Annotated in this window: 23 protein-coding genes and 1 pseudogene; 7 read left to right on the top strand and 17 right to left on the bottom strand. The window is 40.4% G+C overall.

Annotation, left to right across the window (positions count from 1 at the left end):
* Positions 1 to 222 precede the first annotated feature (222 nt).
* The 5 genes and pseudogenes from ACTFWY_RS16875 (at position 223) to ACTFWY_RS16855 (ending at position 4178) form a co-directional block, all read left to right on the top strand.
* Complete coding sequence (locus ACTFWY_RS16875; RefSeq protein ID WP_353974294.1) at positions 223 to 678, top strand: VOC family protein; 456 nt, start codon at positions 223 to 225, stop codon at positions 676 to 678.
* An 11-nt stretch (positions 679 to 689) separates the two neighbouring features.
* Entirely contained in the window at positions 690 to 1202 is a 513-nt protein-coding gene (locus tag ACTFWY_RS16870; RefSeq protein ID WP_195495722.1) for a ClbS/DfsB family four-helix bundle protein, read from the top strand.
* 1 nt (position 1203) lies between these two features.
* A pseudogene (locus tag ACTFWY_RS16865) lies at positions 1204 to 1578 on the top strand (MepB family protein).
* Positions 1579 to 2140: 562 nt separating this feature from the next.
* Complete coding sequence (locus ACTFWY_RS16860; protein WP_439927296.1) at positions 2141 to 3142, top strand: bile acid:sodium symporter family protein; 1002 nt, start codon at positions 2141 to 2143, stop codon at positions 3140 to 3142.
* Positions 3078 to 4178 (top strand): iron-containing alcohol dehydrogenase family protein, encoded by a 1101-nt coding sequence (locus tag ACTFWY_RS16855; RefSeq protein ID WP_003128958.1) that lies wholly within the window; start codon positions 3078 to 3080, stop codon positions 4176 to 4178. Before ACTFWY_RS16860 ends, ACTFWY_RS16855 begins: the two co-directional genes overlap by 65 nt.
* A 259-nt stretch (positions 4179 to 4437) precedes the next feature.
* On the opposite strand, the gene ACTFWY_RS16850 is transcribed toward ACTFWY_RS16855, so the two are convergent.
* Positions 4438 to 5394, bottom strand: a complete 957-nt coding sequence (locus ACTFWY_RS16850; RefSeq protein ID WP_003128957.1) for an L-lactate dehydrogenase — start codon at positions 5392 to 5394, stop codon at positions 4438 to 4440.
* 107 nt (positions 5395 to 5501) lie between these two features.
* A complete protein-coding gene (locus ACTFWY_RS16845) occupies positions 5502 to 6470 on the bottom strand; it encodes a TDT family transporter (protein WP_005469843.1) in 969 nt (322 codons plus the stop codon).
* 151 nt (positions 6471 to 6621) lie between these two features.
* Here ACTFWY_RS16845 and ACTFWY_RS16840 point away from each other — a divergent pair, with 151 nt between their 5' ends.
* Complete coding sequence (locus tag ACTFWY_RS16840) at positions 6622 to 7461, top strand: LysR family transcriptional regulator (protein WP_003128954.1); 840 nt, start codon at positions 6622 to 6624, stop codon at positions 7459 to 7461.
* A 396-nt stretch (positions 7462 to 7857) separates the two neighbouring features.
* Here ACTFWY_RS16840 and ACTFWY_RS16835 read toward each other — a convergent pair whose 3' ends face one another.
* The 13 genes from ACTFWY_RS16835 to ACTFWY_RS16775 form a co-directional block, all read right to left on the bottom strand.
* Complete coding sequence (locus ACTFWY_RS16835; protein WP_154066516.1) at positions 7858 to 8898, bottom strand: helix-turn-helix transcriptional regulator; 1041 nt, start codon at positions 8896 to 8898, stop codon at positions 7858 to 7860.
* A 258-nt stretch (positions 8899 to 9156) separates the two neighbouring features.
* Positions 9157 to 9897 (bottom strand): 2-dehydro-3-deoxy-phosphogluconate aldolase, encoded by a 741-nt coding sequence (dagF, locus tag ACTFWY_RS16830; protein ID WP_003128951.1) that lies wholly within the window; start codon positions 9895 to 9897, stop codon positions 9157 to 9159.
* A 12-nt stretch (positions 9898 to 9909) separates the two neighbouring features.
* On the bottom strand, positions 9910 to 11001 hold the full coding sequence (locus tag ACTFWY_RS16825) for a DgaE family pyridoxal phosphate-dependent ammonia lyase (RefSeq protein ID WP_154066517.1): 1092 nt from the start codon (positions 10999 to 11001) through the stop codon (positions 9910 to 9912).
* Complete coding sequence (locus ACTFWY_RS16820; RefSeq protein WP_137264752.1) at positions 10991 to 12097, bottom strand: amidohydrolase/deacetylase family metallohydrolase; 1107 nt, start codon at positions 12095 to 12097, stop codon at positions 10991 to 10993. The genes ACTFWY_RS16825 and ACTFWY_RS16820 overlap by 11 nt, the downstream gene beginning before the upstream one ends.
* A 15-nt stretch (positions 12098 to 12112) precedes the next feature.
* A complete protein-coding gene (locus tag ACTFWY_RS16815) occupies positions 12113 to 12790 on the bottom strand; it encodes a DUF4310 family protein (RefSeq protein WP_003128946.1) in 678 nt (225 codons plus the stop codon).
* A gap of 10 nt (positions 12791 to 12800) precedes the next feature.
* The gene (locus ACTFWY_RS16810; protein WP_003128944.1) at positions 12801 to 13580 is read right to left on the bottom strand and encodes a DUF4311 domain-containing protein; all 780 of its coding nucleotides are present in this window, start codon (positions 13578 to 13580) and stop codon (positions 12801 to 12803) included.
* Positions 13581 to 13607: 27 nt separating this feature from the next.
* Positions 13608 to 13958, bottom strand: coding sequence for a DUF4312 family protein (locus ACTFWY_RS16805; protein ID WP_086268926.1), 351 nt, complete (start codon positions 13956 to 13958; stop codon positions 13608 to 13610).
* A gap of 16 nt (positions 13959 to 13974) precedes the next feature.
* Positions 13975 to 14331 carry a glycine-rich SFCGS family protein gene (locus ACTFWY_RS16800; RefSeq protein WP_005469834.1) on the bottom strand — a complete coding sequence of 119 codons (357 nt, stop codon included), beginning with the start codon at positions 14329 to 14331 and terminating at the stop codon, positions 13975 to 13977.
* A 19-nt stretch (positions 14332 to 14350) separates the two neighbouring features.
* The gene (locus ACTFWY_RS16795) at positions 14351 to 14683 is read right to left on the bottom strand and encodes a PRD domain-containing protein (RefSeq protein WP_154066518.1); all 333 of its coding nucleotides are present in this window, start codon (positions 14681 to 14683) and stop codon (positions 14351 to 14353) included.
* The gene (locus tag ACTFWY_RS16790) at positions 14683 to 16542 is read right to left on the bottom strand and encodes a BglG family transcription antiterminator (protein ID WP_029487395.1); all 1860 of its coding nucleotides are present in this window, start codon (positions 16540 to 16542) and stop codon (positions 14683 to 14685) included. Before ACTFWY_RS16790 ends, ACTFWY_RS16795 begins: the two co-directional genes overlap by 1 nt.
* 550 nt (positions 16543 to 17092) lie before the next feature.
* Positions 17093 to 17470, bottom strand: a complete 378-nt coding sequence (locus ACTFWY_RS16785) for a hypothetical protein (protein WP_231455948.1) — start codon at positions 17468 to 17470, stop codon at positions 17093 to 17095.
* A 136-nt stretch (positions 17471 to 17606) separates the two neighbouring features.
* Positions 17607 to 18140, bottom strand: coding sequence for a DUF3278 domain-containing protein (locus ACTFWY_RS16780; RefSeq protein WP_029487393.1), 534 nt, complete (start codon positions 18138 to 18140; stop codon positions 17607 to 17609).
* Positions 18130 to 18333 (bottom strand): helix-turn-helix transcriptional regulator, encoded by a 204-nt coding sequence (locus tag ACTFWY_RS16775; RefSeq protein ID WP_003128937.1) that lies wholly within the window; start codon positions 18331 to 18333, stop codon positions 18130 to 18132. The genes ACTFWY_RS16780 and ACTFWY_RS16775 overlap by 11 nt, the downstream gene beginning before the upstream one ends.
* Before the next feature lie 408 nt (positions 18334 to 18741).
* Here ACTFWY_RS16775 and ACTFWY_RS16770 point away from each other — a divergent pair, with 408 nt between their 5' ends.
* Positions 18742 to 20118, top strand: a complete 1377-nt coding sequence (locus tag ACTFWY_RS16770) for an MATE family efflux transporter (RefSeq protein ID WP_029487392.1) — start codon at positions 18742 to 18744, stop codon at positions 20116 to 20118.
* Positions 20119 to 20362: 244 nt separating this feature from the next.
* Here ACTFWY_RS16770 and ACTFWY_RS16765 read toward each other — a convergent pair whose 3' ends face one another.
* Positions 20363 to 21199 (bottom strand): hypothetical protein, encoded by an 837-nt coding sequence (locus tag ACTFWY_RS16765; protein ID WP_003128935.1) that lies wholly within the window; start codon positions 21197 to 21199, stop codon positions 20363 to 20365.
* 14 nt (positions 21200 to 21213) lie between these two features.
* Positions 21214 to 21603 (bottom strand): hypothetical protein, encoded by a 390-nt coding sequence (locus ACTFWY_RS16760; RefSeq protein ID WP_003128934.1) that lies wholly within the window; start codon positions 21601 to 21603, stop codon positions 21214 to 21216.
* Between the last annotated feature and the right edge of the window lie 275 nt (positions 21604 to 21878).

Genomic DNA, 21878 nt, shown 5'->3' with positions numbered 1-21878 from the left:
TCTTCGGGTTTTCGGTCTGTACTGAAATCAAGGTATTATTGGGAATCCCAGCTTAAATCATAGATACCGTAAGGGATTTTATTCTTTATTTAAAACTTTGCAACAGAACCACATTTCTTGTTGGATTCTTTCTGTTTTTTTCATATTCTCCTCCAAAGGTGTCATGAAATGAAACCATTAACTGTTACAGTTAGTTTATCATAGAGAAAAGGAGAATTGATTATGGCATCCATCGATGTAGCACTTTTTTTGACCTTAGAAGGAAAAGGAACAGAAGCACTGGCTTTCTATCAGGATATTTTTGATGGAAAACTATTATTTAAAATGACGTTTCAAGAGTTTAAAACCCAATTGGCTCCCGATACTGTGATTGAAACTGGCACCGAGCATTGGCTTTCCCACGCGGTACTGCAAATAGGCCAGACACAACTGCAACTGACAGATCAAACAATTGATCCTAGAATCCCTTGCCAACAAGGAAATACCTTGTCATTGAGTGTCATTACGGATACGATCAAAGAAGCACAAACCATTTACGAGAAATTGAGCCAACACCAATTGAGCAAGATCTATCAGTCTCCTATTCAAAATGAATTTGCGGACTTCTATGCCATCTTGCAAGATCCGTTTGGTCTGGTCATTCAAATCACCAAAGAAAAAACACTTTCTGATGAGTAGGAGGAGAATCGATGCGTCAGTATCAAACAAAAGCAGAATTGATCCAAACCATTCAGGATACGTTTCAAAAATACATCACCGAATTTGAGGAGATTCCAGAAGAATGGAGACACCAGCACCATGATAAGGTAGATAAAAGTCCCTCTGAAAATTTGTCTTATCAACTAGGGTGGCTCCATCTTCTATTAGACTGGGAAGCCCAAGAAAAAAACGGCGTTGCTGTGCAAACACCAGCAGCCGGCTATAAGTGGAATCAGTTAGGTGCGCTTTATGAGCAATTCTATCAGCGCTATGGACAGCTTTCCCTAAAAGAACAGCAACAACAGTTGACCCAACTGGTGGAGGAACTATGCCAATGGATCAGCACATTATCAGATACCGAACTGTTTGAACCTGGACAGAGAAAGTGGGCCACAACTAAAGCGCAATGGCCCCTGTATAAATGGATCCACATTAATTCAGTAGCACCATTCACTAATTTCCGAACAAAAATCAGAAAATGGAAACGATTGGTGATGGCCTAAAATGCGGCAATCAGAGAAATTGATGACTGCATTATTGAAGATGCACCATATAGTTGGCCCCACTAAGATTCAAAGGGAGAGACAAAACAGCGTGTATGAAGGCATGACTTTCGCTGTTGGAAACACGACTTTTCGTAGCCGTCTGGCGAAGAAAACACCAAAGAAAAAGGGCTATTTCATCGCATTGTGGGAGCACCCTCATGAAAAGAATCAAGCTTATTCATTAAGCGGCTATCCAGACAAATGAATGATTACTGTCCTTGATGGCAAGCAAAAAGGCCAATTTGTCTTCCCATCTTCTGTTCTTGTCGCCAACGGCATCATCAAAACAGAAACAACCGCAGGGAAAATGGCTTTTCGCGTGTATCCACCATGAGTGCAGGACTTAAATCCTACCGCAGCCCGAACACAAAACTGGCAAAGGCCTTATTTTCTCGATTTATCTGAACCTCTCAAGCAGACTGAAACCCTAGAAAAGTTTTACTTTCACTGAAAAAAGGCTTAGAAGATGTCTGCGCTTCTGAGCTTTTTTCTCTCATCCCGTCTCTAATTTCCTTTATTAGCAAAAATCTTATTTTTCCTTTGACAGATTTCAAACTATTTTGTACACTAGATAAAACAATTTAAATATTCTGAAAATTTAGACAAAGGAAGTGATTGGATGACTGTTAGTAGAAGAGAGGCAATTATTTTATTATTATAGTCGGGACTGTTTGAGTATTTTATTCAAAGAGTCCCTATTCACATTGCACCAGAAGAACAGAGAATCTTCTTGGGTGGAATGTTTTTTTATACCCTTTTTAAAGCTTTGCTTGTTGAAAACTTTTGCTGTAGCTGTGTTGATTTTCTATTGATTCCTCTGATCCGCAGCATCTCAGGTGTTGGAAACGGTGATAGGATTGCTAGTCCCTTTACGTCAAGATGGAAGGAAAGTCTTAATGAATACAATAAATTCGATTGCCAAATTTGTGAATAAATACCTGATTTATCTCATGGTCCTTTTGATGCTGATCTCCTACCTGTTTCCCCAACCATTTTTGTGGATACCTACGCGCACAACAACGTTACTAAGCATCATCATGTTTTGTATGGGAATGACGTTAAATGTCACTGCTTTTAAAATGGTGGTGATTCAGCCAAAAGCTTTTATTTTAGGTTTATTGATCCAATTTACCATCAGCCCGCTTGTTGCTTATGGCTTGGCACAGCTTTTCGGATTATCCTCCGGACTGATCATCGGTTTTGTCTTGCTGGGTTCTGTTTCAGGAGGAACCGCCAGCAACGTGATGACCTTCATCGGCAAGGGAGATGTCGCATTGACGGTCTCTTTGACCACTGTCTCCACGCTAATGGCAACGGTGGTGACCCCTTTTCTTGTCTATTTTTTAGCTGGACAGTATACAGAAATCTCATTTTTCGCCATGCTTTTGTCGGTTTTGCAGATGGTACTACTGCCGATTCTTTTAGGGATCATCGTCCACAAGCTTATTGTCAACTATATCGATGCGTGGATGCAGGCTTTTGTTTTAGTCTCTTCCGTCAGCATCCTTTTGATCGTTGCAGGAACCGTGGCGAAAAATGGGGCAGTGATCGTTCAGTCTGGAATAATCGTCATCTTCCTTGTCTTGTTGCATAATCTTATCGGTTACGGTGCAGGCTACGGGATTAGCCGCCTACTAGGTGTCAGTGACCAACAGGCCAAGTCGATCATGTTTCAATTAGGAATGAAAAATACCGGATTAGCCATCTCCTTAGCGAATGCCCATTTCGCCACGATCGCTGCTGCCGTTACTCCAGCTGCTGTTGGCATGATCATTCATCAAATCACAGGACCAATATTAGCGAATATCGTCGCAAAGAAAGAAGGAAAACAATATGAGTCAAAGTATCTTTTTGCCAAATTATACGATCGGAACAGACGCTTACGAAAAAGTAAATGATATCGTTAAAAGTTATGGGACAAAAGCTGTTCTGATTGGTGGAAAAACAGCACTAGCGAAAGCAGAGCACAAAATCAAGTCTGCCTTGACACAAGACGTATTCGTCATTGACAGCCTATGGTATGGTGGAAATTCTACCTATGAAAATGTTTCACGCTTACTGCAGGAAGAAAGTGTCCAAGCAGCGGAGATCTTATTTGCCGTCGGTGGCGGGCGTGTGTGTGATACCGTCAAAGTCGTGGGTGAGAAATTAGCCAAGCCCGTCTTCACATTTCCGACGATTGGCTCAAATTGTTCTCCCGTTACAGCCGTATGTGTGATCTACACCGAAGCAGGCGAAATGCATGGCTTGTTCTTTCCTTCAAAACCGCCGGTCCATGCCTTTATTGATACAGCCATTATCGCCGCAGCGCCGGATAGTTACCTGTGGGCCGGCATCGGTGACGCCTTATCGAAAGAAATCGAAGCCACTTTTTCTTCTAGAGGGGATCAATTGGATCATACCGATGCATTAGGCATTCAGATCAGCAAAATGTGCACGGAGCGCTTATTGACCTACGGCACGCAAGCGTTGAAAGACAGTGCCGCCAATCGCCCCTCGGATGCCATCCAACAAGTCGTCTCAGATATCATCGTGACCACCGGGTTAGTATCTGTCTTAGTCATCAATGACTACAATTCTGCCATGGCCCATTCGTTCTATTATGGTACGACTGTTCTGGAAAAAATGGAGAATTATCTGCATGGGGCTTCTGTCAGCTACGGCGTTCTAGCATTGTTGATGATGGATCAGCAAACCGAACTCTTTCAACGAGTCTATGCTTTTATGAAAGAAAACAAGCTGCCCGTCTGTTTGGCTGACATGCACCTCAATGCCCAATCGGACTTGGAAGCCATCTTAGATAAAGCCATGACCACCAACGACATTGTTCATGTACCCTATCCCATCACTCGCGAGATGTTCCAGCAAGCCATTCTTGCTGTAGAAGCCTATCATGCCAAACAAGAAAAGCAGCAGTACACTACTATTGGATAAATACCACGAATAAACCAAGAATCTTTCTACCAACAAAGTAAGCAAAAAAGAGCAGCTCGAGTTGATTCGCGCTGCTCTTTTTCTATTACGGCTTATCAATTAACTAAGGAATTCATTTTCAACTAATCGTGGTCTTATCGGCTGAACAATCGTTGCGCCATTCTACTACCTTTTGGAAATAGTCATTTGTTATGAGAGAGAAACGACTGACCAATTACTTTGGCGGATGATCGCCGATAGTGATAGAATCTCTCCTTTCTCAATGAGTCGTTTTGTCCAGTGATTGGATCACTTCTCTAAGTTGGCTGCAGGATTGGGCAAATTTTTGCTTCTCGGCTGGGTCGATATTCAGCTCAATGATTTCCCGCACCCCTCCTTGGTCAACCACCGAAGGGACACCTGTAAATAGATCCTTTTCGCCGTATTCCCCATCGAGATAGGCAGAGACAGGCAATACTGCTTGCTCATTGTTCAAGATTGCTCGAACGATTCTGGCAACACTCATACCGATACCATAGAAGGTGGCTTTTTTACGATTGATAATCTCATAAGCGCTATTTTTCACCCGATCAGAAATGGTTGTCAAATCTTCGACAGTCAATCGATGGTTTTTGACGATAAACTCTAGCAACGGTTTTCCCCCTACTGTCGTATGTGACCAGACTGCTACTTCAGAGTCCCCATGCTCGCCAATAATGTAGCCATGGATACTTCTTGGGTCAATCTCTAATTTTTGCGCCAATTCTTTACGGAATCTGGTGGTATCTAGCGTTGTCCCAGTTCCAACGACGCGGTTGCTTGGCAGACCCGATGCTTGCCAAGCAACGTGTGTCAATACATCCACAGGGTTAGAAGCAATGACTAAAATCCCATCAAAACCTGACCCCATCACTTCTCTTACAACACTAGTCATGATCCCCGCGTTGACATCGATTAGTTCCAACCGTGTTTGTCCTGGTTTTTGATTGACACCGGCTGTGATTACCACGATATCTGCATCCTGACAATCAGTATAGTCTCCAGCCCAAACTTTGATGTTTTCCTGGGCCCATGACATCCCATCCAATAAATCAAGGGCTTCTCCTTCCGCCTTTTCACGATCCACATCGATCAAAACCAATTCATTGATCAGCCCTTGGTTGATCATTGAGTAAGCAATACTTGTTCCTACAAATCCAGTTCCAACGACAACTACTTTTCTACTTGTATTTCTCATATGAACCCACATCCTTTTCTATTATTTAGAAACAATATGACTTTCATTTATCCCGCAATAACAACAATTTTCTTACTCGAACTTACAAAAACACGTCCATTAATACCTTAACATTCATGATCTGCGATCAAACTCTTTGTCTGACTATACAAATGAACGAAGTATTTCAGCAATACATAGCAAACCATTGCGATAGCTAATACTGTTTCAACTATACTCAATAACTCAGTCACTCCAAATAAAATTGGGCGATCCATAAAGAATTGAGAAGACTTGAACATTGCTGTTGCTGAAATGACTAATGGGAATGTGAAGGCTGCATAACTTGGATAAAAGCCAACTTCCAGCATTTTTTTCATGTAAAATACCACGCAGAAATAAATTGCTTGGGACAATACCAGCATCAAAGCTACAAATAAAGCCGATCCTTCTTTAAAGACTGACAGATAGCCAGCTAAACAAAGGGACCCTGGGGCGGTCAAAATTGTGATCAAAGGTACTGCTGAAGCTTCTGTCATCTTTTGGAACATAATTCGTTTTAGAATCACTGGTAGTAGAGCAAAATATAGAACCAGTGCAATCCATACAACGATTTCCCCCAGTTCTTTGATAAAGACTGCTGATGTATTTGGAATCACTCCAATGCCGACAAAAGTAATAAACCAGCTTGGATACACATATTCCAACGTAATGTCGACAGGTAAAATATGAACGACAACAAAATAAGTCATGAGACCCAAATGCAACCCGATTGATGTCAGCCATAGCAAGTCATTCATCAGTAAATTAGGAAATACTCGCTCCAACACTACCGAGATCACCATCAAAGACATGGTAAAAGTAGGTGCAACAGAAGCGATGATCGGATTTTTCAAATCCGCTAATGTGTGTTTAAATGTGAAAAACAGCTTAAGAAGGAACAATCCCATAATCAAAATACCAATCAAACAAAAGATATTGCCGATTGCTTCGAACCCTTCGGCAAACAATAAATTTCCTAACGAAACCGTTCCTAAAATCAACCCACAAATAGGTATCGGAATTGCATTCAAAAAATTTTTTAGTGCTTGATTCATTGATCCATCCTTTCTGAACGATTAAAAATTTCTATCGTACTTGTGTTATCTTTTGTAGTCATCTATAATATAACCACGAATTAACTATTTGTAAAATAACGATTTTATATATCCGTTATAAATTATATTAATAGAAAAAGGTGGGATTCTTTTGTTTGAACTATTAAAAACATTCGTTGTCGTTTATGAAACTAGGAATTTTAGTGTTGCCGCCAAACAAATGTTTAAGACCCAGCCAACCATCTCCGTCCAAATTCAAAAATTGGAGACCGAGTTAGGGTTCAAACTCTTTGAACGCAAAGGAAAACAATTGATTCTACCCACGAAACAAGCAGAATTCTTGTACCCTAAAGTGGTGGATTCGTTAAATTCGTTAGCTAGTGTCTTTGCACAAGCTAAAAATGCCAAAAATTTCAAGACGGACTGCGTATTGGCTTGCTCCAATACAACTGGTGTTCACCTACTCCCAACGATCATGGGCCAGCTGATCGAACACTTTCCATTCATTGCTTTCGAAATCAAAATCATGAATTCTCAGGAAGTCATTGATGCCGTGGAAGCCAACAAAGCCCATATCGGACTGATCGAAAAAGCCATCGTCTCTCCTTTGATCCAAAAAGAGTTCGTCTATAAAGACGAACTTGTTCTAGCAGGAGATATTGATTCCGATTTCTGGATCCTCAGAGAGAATGATTCCGGAATGTACTATATCAATGAAACGTATCTTTACTCGAATCATTTGAACCCGCAGATCATTAAAGCCAACAATAGCGAAATGATTCTAGCACTACTGGAGAATAACATCGGCAAGTCGATCATTTCCAAACTTGCCCTCACAGACACATTGAATTGGCAAGAACTAGCCCCAGAGTATCGCTACCGAGACCTGTTTATTATCCAGAACGTCCAAAGCCCCTACCCAGAAACAGCCGTAGTTTATGACGTGATCAAAGACTTACTGATCCAGCTGTCGGAAGAAACAGATGCCTAAGAAAACAACACAAAAAGCAGCTCACCTACTGATGAGCTGCTTTTTATTCCTATCTCAAAATTATCTGAAAAAATGTTTTTATTAGGGTGATTAGCAAGGTTGACAATTATAGATTTCAGCTACAAAACTTAACGTTTTTTTGTCTCTTAAGCATTGGATAATGACCGGTACACCCTACCAAACAGCAAGAGATAATGAAGCGTTTCAATGATCTGTAAAAATAGCAAGAAGATTTCCTGAATGATTAATCAACTACATTGCCGACAAATTAACTAACACTTACTTGCTCATTTTATCTTGTTTTTACTTTACTTATTGGAAGAACTTGCATGTCTATTATGACTAATTGGAGCAGTTCTTGTATGGATTTTTATTACTGGAAAAAACACTCTTCCTCTATCTTCTATCCCCTACCAACACTTGCCATCGTTCATTCGTCTTCAACCAAGAAAAGGTTTCTTCATCACTAAACATGCGGAATAAATTCTCGTAAAGTCCGTTAACGAAGTTGCTGTCGATTTCCTTAAATGTCATGTGTTCATACAACGTTGAGTGGGTGAAATCATTGATTTTAGCAACACTGGCGATGATTTTCTCCATTGTTTCAACCGTTCTCTCCGCGTCTTTTTCTGCGATGGCTAAGTCAAGATCACTGGATACCTCGTGATATTCCCCCATTTCAAATAATTTTGCCAATTCTGACTGTTTCTTTATTAGCAGATGTGCCTTTGCATTATTCTCATCCTTCATCGCCAAAAGATATAATTGTTGGAATACCATACTCATCCTTTGATAACCAGAAAACAGCAGCTCCTCATATGCTTGGTAGGCTTCTGCTACTCGTCCGGTCTTACTGTAAAGATAGGCTTGTTTGCTTTTTTTCTCTGGGTTCTGATTGGAAAAATAATGGAGGTAGCTTTCTGCTTTCTCGTACGCTTCTTTTCGTACGTAAAATCCAAACAAAGAATCGGCTGCTCGATTTCTGGTATCTTCATCCCGACTTTCTAACGCCCGTTCGTACCAACGATGAATGTGCTTCTGGTATGTTTCTTTAGCGGGAACAGCTTGTTCCAATAGCTGTACATCTAAAAGCAGTGCTACTTGGCCAATCAATTGTTCACAATTTGGGTAGGTATCCAAAATTTCTTTGGCCCAGCGAAATACATCTTCAAAAGGTTGTTTTTTGAGCTTATGATCCAGTTCACGAATGATCTGATTGATTTCGGTTACCGTGAGTTCTTTTTCAAATGAGAATAACGTATCAAGACTAATGTCTAGTAAGCGTGCAATTGGCGCTAGCAACAAGATATCTGGATGTGAATGCCCCTTTTCCCACTTATTTACTGCTGGCGCTGTCACACCAAGGCGCTTGGCTAACTCTTCTTGTGTCAATCCTTTCTTCTTCCGGTACTGGCGAATCACTTCCCTCATCTCCATCGCTGTGGTCTCCTTTTCGGTTGATAGTGGTAACTGCTTTGATCATAACAAGAATCGGAACACGCAACAATTGATTAAATGATTCTATTTTCTAAAAAAAATTAACCAGTGGTTAGGTTACAAAGAGCAATCAAAGCGGACATAGAAAACTTGTCTCTTAGTTGTTTTTGTAGCAATCTTGACGCAAAAAAGACACCCATCTCTGAGTGTCTTACCAATGACTGATTCCCCATCTAGTAAACAGTCTTTATGCTTCACTTATTTGACGATTTTCTTGACCATGTCGAATAATGTTTTCACATCTTCTGGTCGCGTATCGCCAGTTTCTTTGTCAATAATCGAACTGTAAATATGCGGAATCACTTTTTTAACGCCTGCATCAATGGCGATTTGCAGAATTTCTTCGAAGTTTTCCAGATCAATTCCTCCGGTTGGTTCTAAATAAAAATCATATTTGGCGCAAGCTTCCGCAACTGCTTTGAATTCTTCTTTGTGCGCTAACCCTTTCATTGGGAAGTATTTAATGGAGCTTCCACCCATGTCTTGCAGCATTTTAATGGCGGTCTCGATGGGAACCTCTGCCGCCGGTGCCTGTGAACTTAAAGGTCCAGTGGCAATATTGACGTACCCTACCTTGCCTGTTGGTGAAACCAATCCATTGATGACTGTATCGTTTTGTCCCAATAAAGCACGGGAAGTTCCTACACCAGTGAATACTTGGTTGACATGTTGCGGTTGTAAAGTACCAGATAGACGGGAAACCATCTGACTTTGGTTGGGATCTCCGGCGCCCAACCCAACGGACAATGCATTATCCGTTGCCGCTTGATATTTTTTCATGTCTTCGATCGCTGCTTCATCGCTAGTATAGTTTTTGGATAACACACCTAGTACGACATGTCCTGCTGCTGCTTCATAACAAGCCTTCGCATTTTCAACTGAATGAGCCAATACATTTAAACATACGCGATCTTTATAATAATTTGGAATAACTGACAATTTAAAAGCCTCCTACATGATTTCTTTTAAGCGTTTGATGATTTTTTCCATTTCGTTTTGGTTGACCGAGCGAATATCAAACTCAATAATTCCGTTATTTGCTTGATATTCCCGTGTGTAGACTGCTGGGTTTTGTGCCTTTAGTTCTTCAATGACTTCTTTCGCAGATTTCTTGCCAGCAACCGTGACACTTGCACGATAAATATCTCTCCCGGCGCCATCTTGAACGATTTTCGCTGATAAATCAGGAAGTTGATTGATCGCTGCCACGAAAGGTGCCAATCGTTGTTTCATGGACTCACCGGATTCACTGCCATTTTGCAGGTAATCTTCTACTGCTTGTGTAAAGCCTAAAATATTGTCTTTGCCGATTTTCATTGCCCGACCGATCCCTTTAGACTGTAGACGAATCCATTGAATGTATTCCTTTTTCCCTATGACCAGACCGGCACTCGGACCTTCGATTGCTTTGGCGCCAGAATAGATAACAAGGTCGGCACCCATTTCGCTGTATTTGAACAAGTCTTCTTCCGCGGCTGCGTCAACGATCAATGGCAAGTGATGGGCTTTGGCAACTTCTACCATCTCCGACACCGTTAGCATACTTTTCTGCACGGTATGATGGCTTTTAATATATAGAAGTGCGGCTGTTTCTTCCGTGATCATCCTAGCGACATGCTCCGGTGTACACATATTTGCATATCCCGCTTCGACGACTTGTCCACCCCCTTGAGCAACCATTACTTCAACCGGTGTGCCGTAGTCTACATTGTGACCCTTAGGTACGACGATCTCCCGTCTCGTGATTTTTTCCGTGTAGGGATGATAAACATGGTACAGGTCGCCTTGACCAATCAAAGCCGCGACAGATTGGGCAATCCCTGCTGAAGCAGAAGAAACAATCTGCGCATCTTCCACCTTCAATAACTGAGAAAGGTAGGCGCCAGTTTTCACAGTCAGATCACTCATTTCAAAAAAATGTTCACCGCCAAATCGTTGTGCGGCTAGCACATTTTCAGATACTTTCGAGACACCGAGTATCGTCATTTTTCCCGAGGCATTGATGACTTCCTTTAAAGCAAACTTTTCATAGCTAATTGTCATAAATGACGCCTCCAATAATTGTTTGGACTGGAACAATTTGTTCTTTCGCTATCCGTGTAACCCCATTGGAATCTTTCAGTTCTTTTTCATTTTCGACAATCTCAAAGATCGTCAAATCGGCATCAAAACCAACAGTCAATTGACCTTTCTTCGCCAAGTGGAAGTTTTTGGCAGGAACTGAGGTGACTTTCTCAATAATCTCTTCCCACGAGTAGCCTACTACTCTCATTTTTTCCAGCGTAGTAGCCAGATCAAAGACTGGACCATTCGTACGATTGCGGATATAAATATCTGTACTGATCGAGTTGGCTTTGAGACCTGCTTTTAAGGCAGTTTCAGCAACGTGGAAATTAAAGCTGTCTGTTCCATGACCGATATCAAAGACAACGCCTTTTTTATACGCATCCCAAACAAAGTCTTTGATTTGATCCGTGGCTTGGTCTAAAATGCCGTTCGGTTTTCCATTAAAACAATGGGTCAATACGTCGCCTTTTTCCATTCTTGTCAATACTTCTTCTAATTCAGGAGGCGCCGAACCAATATGAACCATCAATGGCAAGTCATTGTTTTCTGATTGGATTTTTTTGGCTAACTCTAGTGGCGTGATGCCATTCTCGCCGACAACTGTTTTGCTCATTCTTGCCTTGATCCCTACAATAAATTCCGGAAGCTCTGCTAATGCAGCTCTGACTAGATCTTCTTGGATTTTTGTCAGGTCAGCAAGTTCATCTTGTTCCACGATCCCCCATTTAGAAATGTTCATTAGTGCGTACACATTGGTTTTGACCGATTTCGTCAGTTGATAAAAATCGCGAATATTTTCTGCGCCCGTAGTCCCTGCATCAATAACCGTTGTTACTCCCTTTTGGACCCCTATTTGATCCGGATAATCATAATAAAGATTCATCTTTTCATAACAGTGAACGTGGTCATCGATCCAACCGGCAGAGAGATAGGAATTGCCGGATAGATCAATCACTTCTCGTGCTGGCTCATTGATTTCGGCAGCAACTGCTTTGATTACGCCTTTTTCCAACGCAACTTCCACTTTCCTGCCGTCGATTAATTTGCCATTTTTGATTAAAGTATCAAACATTTCATTGCCTTCTTTCTATTGAATTACCGCTGGGAAGATCGCACCTAAGATCATTGCGCCTAGAATAGCACCACCGGCAATTGGTTTTTTCCAAGCATAAAAAGCCAACGCGCCTAATGTCGCCCCAATACCAATGGGAATAGAGGCCGCACAAGCACTCAAAATGATCAATGGGCCCAAAAATCGGCCGGAGGAATTGCCGGCGCCCATCATGACATCCGCACCAAAAGTTGAATTTGACTGATTGATGGTGAATTTGCGGATCAACACGATAATGCCGCCAACGATCAGACCCAAGACCAACCCAGTCAATAACGAGAGGGCAAAATTATCGATTGGTGCTGTTATCTTCATGCTTAGGAGAATGGCTGGAACGCCAATCCCGATCCCAGTCAAAATCGAACCGCCTAAGTCCAAGATCCCTACCAAAGAGCCTTCTAAGATCCGAGCAAATAAGAAACTCGCCCCAAAAGCTGCCGCAGCCCCATAGGAACCGCCATCCAAGCCGGCTTTTAGCATCGCAACGATCGAAACTTCATTGAATGCACCGACGCCATACACGACATACATATGGGTTCCTGAGAATACAGCCGCTGACATGATTCCTACGATCAATGGGAAAGACCAGTCTGCAAACCAAAAACTCTTTTGCCGTTTTGCTTCTACTGCTTTTACCTGTTCTTCTGTCTCCATGATTTCCCTCCTATTTCACACTAAAGATGTTGTGCAAGTTATCAAGCCAATGAGGTACTTGAAGTTGGAAACTCTTGATCATTTCCATATCAAATCCACGGAAAAATCCGCTGAAAACAAAGAGTAAAACAATCGCAATCATCATACTCTTCGTGACCCGATTCCAACCACTCTCATCGACGCCTTTACCGATTAAGATTCCTAGAACAACGCCAGGAACCGCATTGCCCATGATCAGTTGCGCAATCCCGCCAAAAAGCGTCCCCCAGAAACCTGTTCGTTTCCCTGCATCTAAAGCCGCCAACCAGAAGATCACTGGCATCACGGTATTGATCAGAATCGTCGCTGCCGGTACCAACACGGAAACAGCGGTTACTTGTAACGCCTCTGGAATCGCTGCAGCTGTCGTATTCAAGAAAGCGACTACTAACGCGCCAATAACAGCGCCAATGATCCCCATTTTTTTCGGATCATGCATTGTCTGGCTGACATCTTTGTTTTTGGCTAAGAGAGCCGCAGCTGCCCAGTTAGGCACGATGCGGTGGGTCACATCTTGCGTGAAAGCTCCAGCGCCAACTGAAGAAGCCCAAGCATTAAAGAAAAAACCTAATCCAAAGGAAAAATGGGAGGCAGCATCCCCCATGCAGGCATTCATCTCCCCTAATGTTCTAAAAGCTCCTAATCCTTGCGTACTGGGTGCATGAAACATACGAGCTGCTCCAACAGATGCAGAGAAACCGAGTAAGCCCCCGATGATGATCGATTTAGTTAAAATAATGACAAAATCCACGTTATTCCCTCCTCCTTATGATTCAAATCAAACTTTTTTCGTTACAAACGGTAAAACAATCCCATTGGGGTCTTCTGTTAGGTGTTGAGTGAATGGTACGTCTGCCAAACGTATTTCTGTCACAGTTACCGTGACAGAAAGTTCGACTTCATAATTCACTCGTTGCCGGGGAAAAAAGAAGAATAGAAAGCGTTCTGTGTATTTGTTTTCGACCGCCTTCAACACCTCCACATTGATTGGTTCGATGCGCAATAATACTTTCGCCGATGCCATTAGTTTGTTTTGGATCTCTGCGAGTGCTGATGCAAAGGCATGTTGCTTAGTTTCTCCTTTACCGGAGACGATGACTTTTTGCTGAGTTGTCTTTTGAACGCTCATCTCGTATGCCCTCTTTCTATTTTCCGTGCTTTTTGATAAATTCTTCCGTCAACCGTTTCCCTAATTCCTCTTGATCCATAAAACCGAAACCTAGCACGGTTTTCCCATCTTTGATGGCGGTGATCCCTTCTTCAATCGAACGCATCCCATGACGTTCTGGATACCCATATTTATTTGCGGCTGTTAAGGCTCCAGCCCCACCGCTCCCGCAAAAAGAAATTCCCATATCGGCATTCTCTTGTTGCATGACATCACCTAAACGCATATCTGCGCCCATTCCCGGAACAACAACTGCCTTGCCGCCAGCTGCTTCTACACCTTTAGCTACGTTTTGTCCTTTTCCCATACGATCTGCAATAACTACTGTAATCATGATTGTTTCCTCCCAAATATTAATTATTTTTTGCTGTTTCAAAATGAATCGATAAAACATAGATCTCATCTTCACTTAAATGACCAATCGTTCGAACGACCTCGTCGGAAATCGCAATGGCTTCTTTGGATACTTCTCGGAACAATTCCCGATCAACAGTGGGAATCTTTTCTCCTTTTTGAGAGCGTTTCAGCATCTCATTCAAGTGATTGATCAGAATCGTCCACTGAAGTTCAGTAGGTTCAATGGCATATTCCGCAAGTCGCTCTTCGACTAAAGCAATCACTTGTTTTAATTTTTCCTGGTTTTGACTTTCCTCGATCATAGTTATCGCTTCTGCTGACAGTTTCACTAGCTTGACGCTCCTTCTTTTATATATGAAAATAATGCGCTGATTTCTGATTTGTTGATGCCTAAATTATTTTCAGCAAAAATTGCTTCAATTTCTCCTACCAACGCTTCTCGGTTCAAAATGATTTGGTCGACTTGGCTGCCTTCTGCTAAATATTGCTGATCAAATGTGATGCGATGGACCATTAAGAAAACATGGAGCAAAAAGGCTTCTCGGTACTCTTGGATCAATTCAGACTCTAATGTGACAAGTAACTGTTCATAGATCGTATATGCCTTTAAAATCAGTTCCTTGCTGAAGTCTTCCAGAGTTTCCTTATTGATAGGTGCTTCATTGAGAACTAATTGGTGCCGCCTATCCTGACTTGTTGAAGCGAGGATTTTTTTGATCATTTGCTGGATGTTTTGCAGATCCTGCTCAGTCGGCAGTGGATGGACTTTGATGAAAGGCCGATCAATGCCATTGATCGGAAAAATACTAATGACCAGATCCGGATCCTTCGCGGCAATCACCTTTTGTGCATTTAAGACTGAAGCAAAAGCTACAATAGTAATATTGTTCAATTCTTCGTTGATCTTTTGCTTAATTAAACTTGTCACGCCTAAACCCGTTGAACAAACGTAAACCGCTCGAACACTTCGCAAGTCTTCTTCTCTTTCGTAGGAAACCAGAAAGTGCAACGCAATGTAGGCAACAAAAGAATCATTGATCAAGAGTTTCTCGCTTATTTCTTGGAGGGCTGCTTGATTGATAGCAGCAAACAATTCAGGATATTTCTGTTTGATGTCCTCTTTAAACGGATTGTACTCATTGACAAAATTTTTCCTTCTTGAGAGACGCATAGACAAATGGGCGTAGAGATTCGTCAATAATTGGGGGTCTTGATAAAACGGAAAATTGATTTTCTTGCTTACCTTATAAATCATATTCTCTACCAATTTCATGACATCTTGCTGATGGATCGTATCGAAGGTATCACTATAAATATAGTCATATTCATCTTCAAATAATGGCAATTGATAGTAATCAAACACCTGCTGCATCACCCGATACGAAAGATCGTTTTTTTCTATTTCGTGTTCAGGAATCAATTGGTACCGTCCAATCGTGGCCTCTTTGCGCAAGCGAACAGTGGCGATCGTTACGCGAATCAGAATATTTAGTAGTTCTGCATAATTTAGTTTTTCCAGATTTTCGGATTCCAGTAAGTGCCGCATCCGAATGATGACTTGATTAAAGACCTCCTGCAACGGCGTTTCCTTCGCAGAATACATTTCGAAACATTCCGTTTCTCTGCCATTTAGCAACAACGCCATTAATTTATAGATGTCATAGTCCGTAAACTCTTTTTGCAGAATCTCCTCGATCGTTAACCGAACCAAACGTTCATTGCCAGTGATCCAAAATCCCTTTCGTGTTTGGCGATTCAGAACTAAACCTTCTTTGAGAAAGTGATGTTCCAACTCATCTAAATCATTCATGATCGTATCTTTACTTACTTCTAGCGCATTGGCTAACTTTAGCGCCGTGATTGCTTCCTTGGTAACAAGAAGCATGATCAACAGGCGATTGATCCGTAAGCTTTGATCGGCAAATAGCTCCAGACGATTGACATCCATCAACTCGCTTTTTAATTTGATTCGATCAGAATCACTCACACTGAGCCAAATTCCCTGACTCCGTTTGCTGTGCAGTTCTTGATTCCGCTCAATCAACCAATCACGGATATCCTCCAGATCATATTTGATCGTTCGTACACTGACACTTTCTTTTTCAGCTAACTGTTTGATCGTTACCGGTTCTGTCATTTCTAACAAGTAAATCAAAAGTTGGCTTTCTCTTTTGGTAAGCTGCTGCATCGTTCTCGCTCCTTACACCGCTAAATATAAGCGTTTTCTTAACTAGTCACAATATGAAATGTTTGCACTTAACTTAGTGCAAATGATCGTAATTTAACAACTCATCAACTTATTCACAAGCTTATCCTCCCTCAAAACCGCAACGTGGACCCATTAATTATTGCACTAAGTCGTCCCTTTACAACATCTCGATGCCATTTTTTCTGCTTTTTTTATTTTATGACATTAATCCAACTGGCAGATACCCTTCACCTCAATGTATCAGAAATCGGTTCCCCGCATGACATCATTGAACAGCAAAAAACACTTTCCAACTTTTGGAAAGTGCCAGGAAATAGGATATGAACGTGTTCATTTTCTCGATTGATTGTTATTTAATCTGGTAATTGTGCATCAATGAAACCGTTAGACATATCCATCTTGATTAACTTTGAACAGCTATTTATTGAATCAGGAGAAGAAACAGTTCAAGATCAATACACTTGAGAACCAATGAAAACCCACTAATGCTATGCCATTTGTCATTAAAACTACTTCCATTTGTACTCGCCTACTTCATTTCAAACTCTTTGCCGAATTTTATTAGATACATTTTTTCCAAAGTGTCCTCTAACAAATACAACTTCCTAGGGGAGATAAATGCATTCTTCCAGTCCCAATTCACCAAATCATACTTTCCAATGTCAGCCATCGCTCTTACTTCTTCAATCGATAAGTTCAATTCTTTTCTTAGTTCATCGATTTTTCTGATTTGTTTTTTTCTTCTGAGAGCCGTTGGTACATTGATCGAAGAAATGACCACCATAAACCCTAAGAAAGAGGTCCATTCATAATAAAAGTCAAATACCTTACATACAAATAACAGAAACAAGCCTAACAAGAAAAAAATAATCGAATACAACCAATCGATCTTTTCATTAGCTACCATCTTTTTCACGTTGATAGCCTCCCTCCTACTTCCCTTCAAGACAAACAATAAAAAAAGAAAGCAACTCGCTTGATTTCAGCCGCTCCCAGCTATATTTTACTATGGTTCTGATTGACTGTTCGTTAAATATTTTTCACTATTCTTCTATTTTTTTCAACCTTAACCGCAACACAAGATACATCATACCTCCAAAAAAGCAACCTCCGGCAATGGAAGCAACGATTCTGGCTGGTGAAACGATGTATGGAAGGAAATCTTCTTCATCCACCATCATACTAAGTACTCCATTCAATAAGTGAATCGCAATTGCAAAGTAGATACCCAGTCCAATTCCTTTAAGAATCGTCTTCTTCTTTTCTTTTGCCATCTCTTTGGCTTCTACTTCGTTTTCTGTCAATTTTAAGCGTGCCGTGGCAAACAGAACATAACCGCAAACGATAAAGACTGTAAAGAATATATTACAGCCAATAAAAATCCATAACGCCAGCTCTGGTTTCTTAGATGCAAAAACCGTTACCAGTAAATTAGCAACCAGCGTATACCCAAACATCAGCATAAACGCATTATTGCCAATATGTTCTACTTGGCTTTTTTTGTATTCATCTAAGACACCAGAAATACCATAAAACCGCTTGATTATTTTTACTGCCAATCCTTCTTTAGCCTTCATCACTTTCAACCTCCCAAAACAAAGAATTTAAATCCGTTTGCAGTACTTTAGCAAGCTTAATACATAAATCAAGAGAAGGATTATACTTATTATTTTCAATCAAATTGATCGTTTGTCTTGCCACCCCAATCTCTTTAGCTAAAGCATTCTGAGATAAATTCATCTTCTGTCGAAATTCTCGGACTCTATTCATTCTTTTCTCCTATTTAGTCATATATATGTGACACAAGCGTACTACTTATCTCTTTTTCTGTCAAATATATATGACATATTACCAAGCTAGTGTAAACTCCCAGCAATCGATCTCACAAGCTTTGTAGAGAGTATAAAATTTATAATCCATATCAGCAAATCTAGGCTAGAAGTACGTAAAAAAGACCCTTCCAATGGAACAGACCATCATTACCTAAGATAACTATTCTAGTAGAATGGAATAAGCTTTGCATGTTCCACATTCTGTAACCAGCATCTTTCGTTGAGGAGACGATACGCTAAAAACTTCTTTCTTAATCCTCTCATCATAGAACTCTTCTTTTTTCTCGAATCACTTTTTGCTATACTAATTGAACATATCGAAATTTTTATTGTTTATGGAGGAACCATGCAAAAATTTATTGGAAACAAAGCTTTTTACAGGACTGTTTTAACGATCGCCATTCCGATCATGATCCAAAATGCCATCACTAATTTTGTCGGTTTATTAGACAATTTAATGGTAGGACAAATCGGAACGGCCCAAATGTCTGGCGTGGCGATCGTTAACCAACTAATTTTCGTTTTTAACTTAAGTATCTTTGGCATTGTTTCTGCCGGTAGTATTTTTGGTACCCAATTTTATGGGAAAAAGGATTATCAAGGGATGCGAGATGCCTTTCGTTTCAAGTTAGCGGGCAATCTTTTGATTTGTTTGTTGGCGATGGGGCTGCTGTTCTTTTGCCAAGATTTTTTGATTCGCTTATATTTACACGGTACCGGTGACAGTGGGGAACTGACACTTGCTTTGACGTCTGCCAAAGAATTTCTAGTTATTCTTTTGTTTAGTCTGCCGTTTTTTGCTATTTCTCAAGCTTATGCCAGTTCTTTACGAGAAATGGGCAAAACCATGGTGCCGATGTTTGCCAGCAGTATCGCTGTCGTCACGAACACAGCATTGAATTTCTTATTGATTTTTGGTTTGTTTTTCTTCCCCACTTTAGGGGTGCGAGGTGCCGCGATCTCCACATTGATTGCCCGCATCGTCGAATGTGCTATTACGATGTATTGGGTACATCGCCATGAGGAAGAGAATCCGTTTGCCATTCGGGTCTACCATCAATTCCATGTCCCTTTGCATTTGGTGAAACAGATTCTGCGTAAAGGATCGCCATTGATGGCAAATGAAATCCTTTGGGCGATCGGGCAGACAATGATTATTCAAGCTTATTCTGTTCGAGGACTATCAGTGATTGCTTCCTTGAACATCTCATCCACCGTCTCCAATTTGTTCAATATTGTCTATATGGCCCTTGGCGGTGCCGTTGCGGTCATGGTAGGGCAACTTCTTGGAGCCGCTAAATTTGAAGAAGCCAAAGACAGCGCCCGGAAGCTGCTTTTCTTTTCCGTCATGAGTTGTCTTGTACTTGGTCTTTTGATGATCCTAGTCGCACCATTCTTTCCAGAAATTTATCAAACCGAACCCGAAGTCAAACATCTGGCGAGTCAATTCATCAAAGTCGCCGCACTGTGTATGCCTATGTACGCCTTTAATCATGCCAGCTATTTTATTTTACGTTCAGGTGGGCAAACCTTGATCACCTTCTTATTTGACAGTGTCTTTACCTGGGTGATCGTCTTGCCTCTAGCCTTTGTATTAAGCACTCACACCAGTCTTTCGATTGTCTTAGTCTACTTGTTCTGCCAACTAGCAGAGCTGATCAAGAGTGGGATTGGGTATCGTTTGATTCGATCCGATCTTTGGGTGAAGAATATTGTGCATTGAGGAAAAGTTTCAACATAGGGGATGAAAAAGATGGATAGTCTGGTGGAAATGAGTGATTTTTTATCCTAAAAATAAATAAGACATTCCTAAAACCGATTATGATTTTGGGAACGTCTTATTTATTAAGATTATATTTATTCTTTTGACCATTGAAAATATAGACATTTCATACAAAAACTGTTTTCAAAAAATGGTAGCTTTACTAAAAATGACTCCGCAAAATGATCATAGTAATTTTTTGCTATTATTGAAATAATTTTTTTCCAGTCCAACTTGAAATTTCGTAACTTTGTAAAGTTTTTGGAATCGTACTGTAATTCAAATAAGTAGCATTTTCGTACCAACCATCTGCCACTACAATAAAGTTTGCTTGTGCCCCATTCATAGTGCCCGATAATGCCCCTTGGGTAAATACCGTATGTCCTCCAATACTTCCGTTAGGTTTATAGTAAAAATAAGTAAATGCTACTGGATAACTCTGTGCAATTTTCGTTTGGATATCCGAAAACGAAGGAGACACTTTTCTCTGATATGTTAAACTAACACTTTTATCTTTTGCGTATTTTACTAGTGCTGGTCCAATTTGGTCAGGTTGTGTCCCTCCATAAGAGATTCCATTATTGGTTGAAGATACGGTAGTTCCTGAATAGTTCCACAATGAATTGTATGCCACCTTTAATTCCGAATCATTTCCAGAATTAAAGAATCTATAGGAAGAACTTATAGTTGCTAATGCATGTACTGCACAAGCGTATTTCCCAGTGGCTTTTTCAGATCTACTCTGGGATAGCGCATTAAACATTGCTAAATAATGTGCACTTGTCAAGTGTAAATTACTTGGATAATTACTAAATACCGCGCTTGCATGGTCATACTTTGTAGAACGAGAATTATATCTAGAAAAGTGTTCTATTTCCATTTCAGCAACAGGCTGTACTTCTTCTACATACTTTTCAAATTCATTTAGTGAAAAGTTCTCACCGTTGGTACTGATGACTGAATCTTTGTCTTCTACAACTAAATTATATTCAGTGGGAAAAGTCTCAATTAAATAAGATTCCTCAGTATTATCAACTTTCATTTGTGATTTATCTGCTAAAAATCATATAAACTTTTTGATCCAAGTTCTATAGAAAATTGAGCAATATAAGTACCTTCCATTCTTAAATCAATTATAACGTAACCGTGTGTCACACCCTCTTTAATAAAATCTACACTATAAGAAATAATTTTTTCTTCTGTATCATAAATGGGAATTATAGAAGAAACAACCAAATCTTCAGTTCCTTTAAATTCTTTTGCAAAGTTTAAAGCTAAATTGGCTAAGCTTTCATCAGTTATTTCAACAGCAGACTGTTCAGAATAATTTTCACTGATGTCTGCTTCTGAAATGGAAACTTCTTTTGCATTAGTACTCTTCTCTGTATATAGAAACACAAAACAACTTGTTACCATTACCCATAAAATTCTACTGATTTTCTTCATTTTTAACTACTCTCTTTGTTTGCCAACCAGCGCAACCATAGAACACAATGTATTATTCATTCCACTTAAAACCATATTCTATGACCAACATTTTTTCACTTCATTTACCTAGCATTTACAAATTTTATGACAGTTTAAAACATTCAGTAGAGCTTAATTGCTTCGAGAGTGTAAAATATTTTGTGTAAATAGAAAAAAGGAAGTCCCTTCTGTAGAATAGAGTTACCACAACACATTCACAGAAGAGAGGACTTCCCTATGAACGATTTTACTAC

The organism is Enterococcus sp. 125944 (assembly GCF_051909435.1).
Classification (GTDB): Bacteria; Bacillota; Bacilli; order Lactobacillales; family Enterococcaceae; genus Enterococcus_D; species Enterococcus_D gallinarum.
Note: the sequence above shows the minus strand (reverse complement) of the source record. Positions and strands in the feature narration are given on the sequence as shown.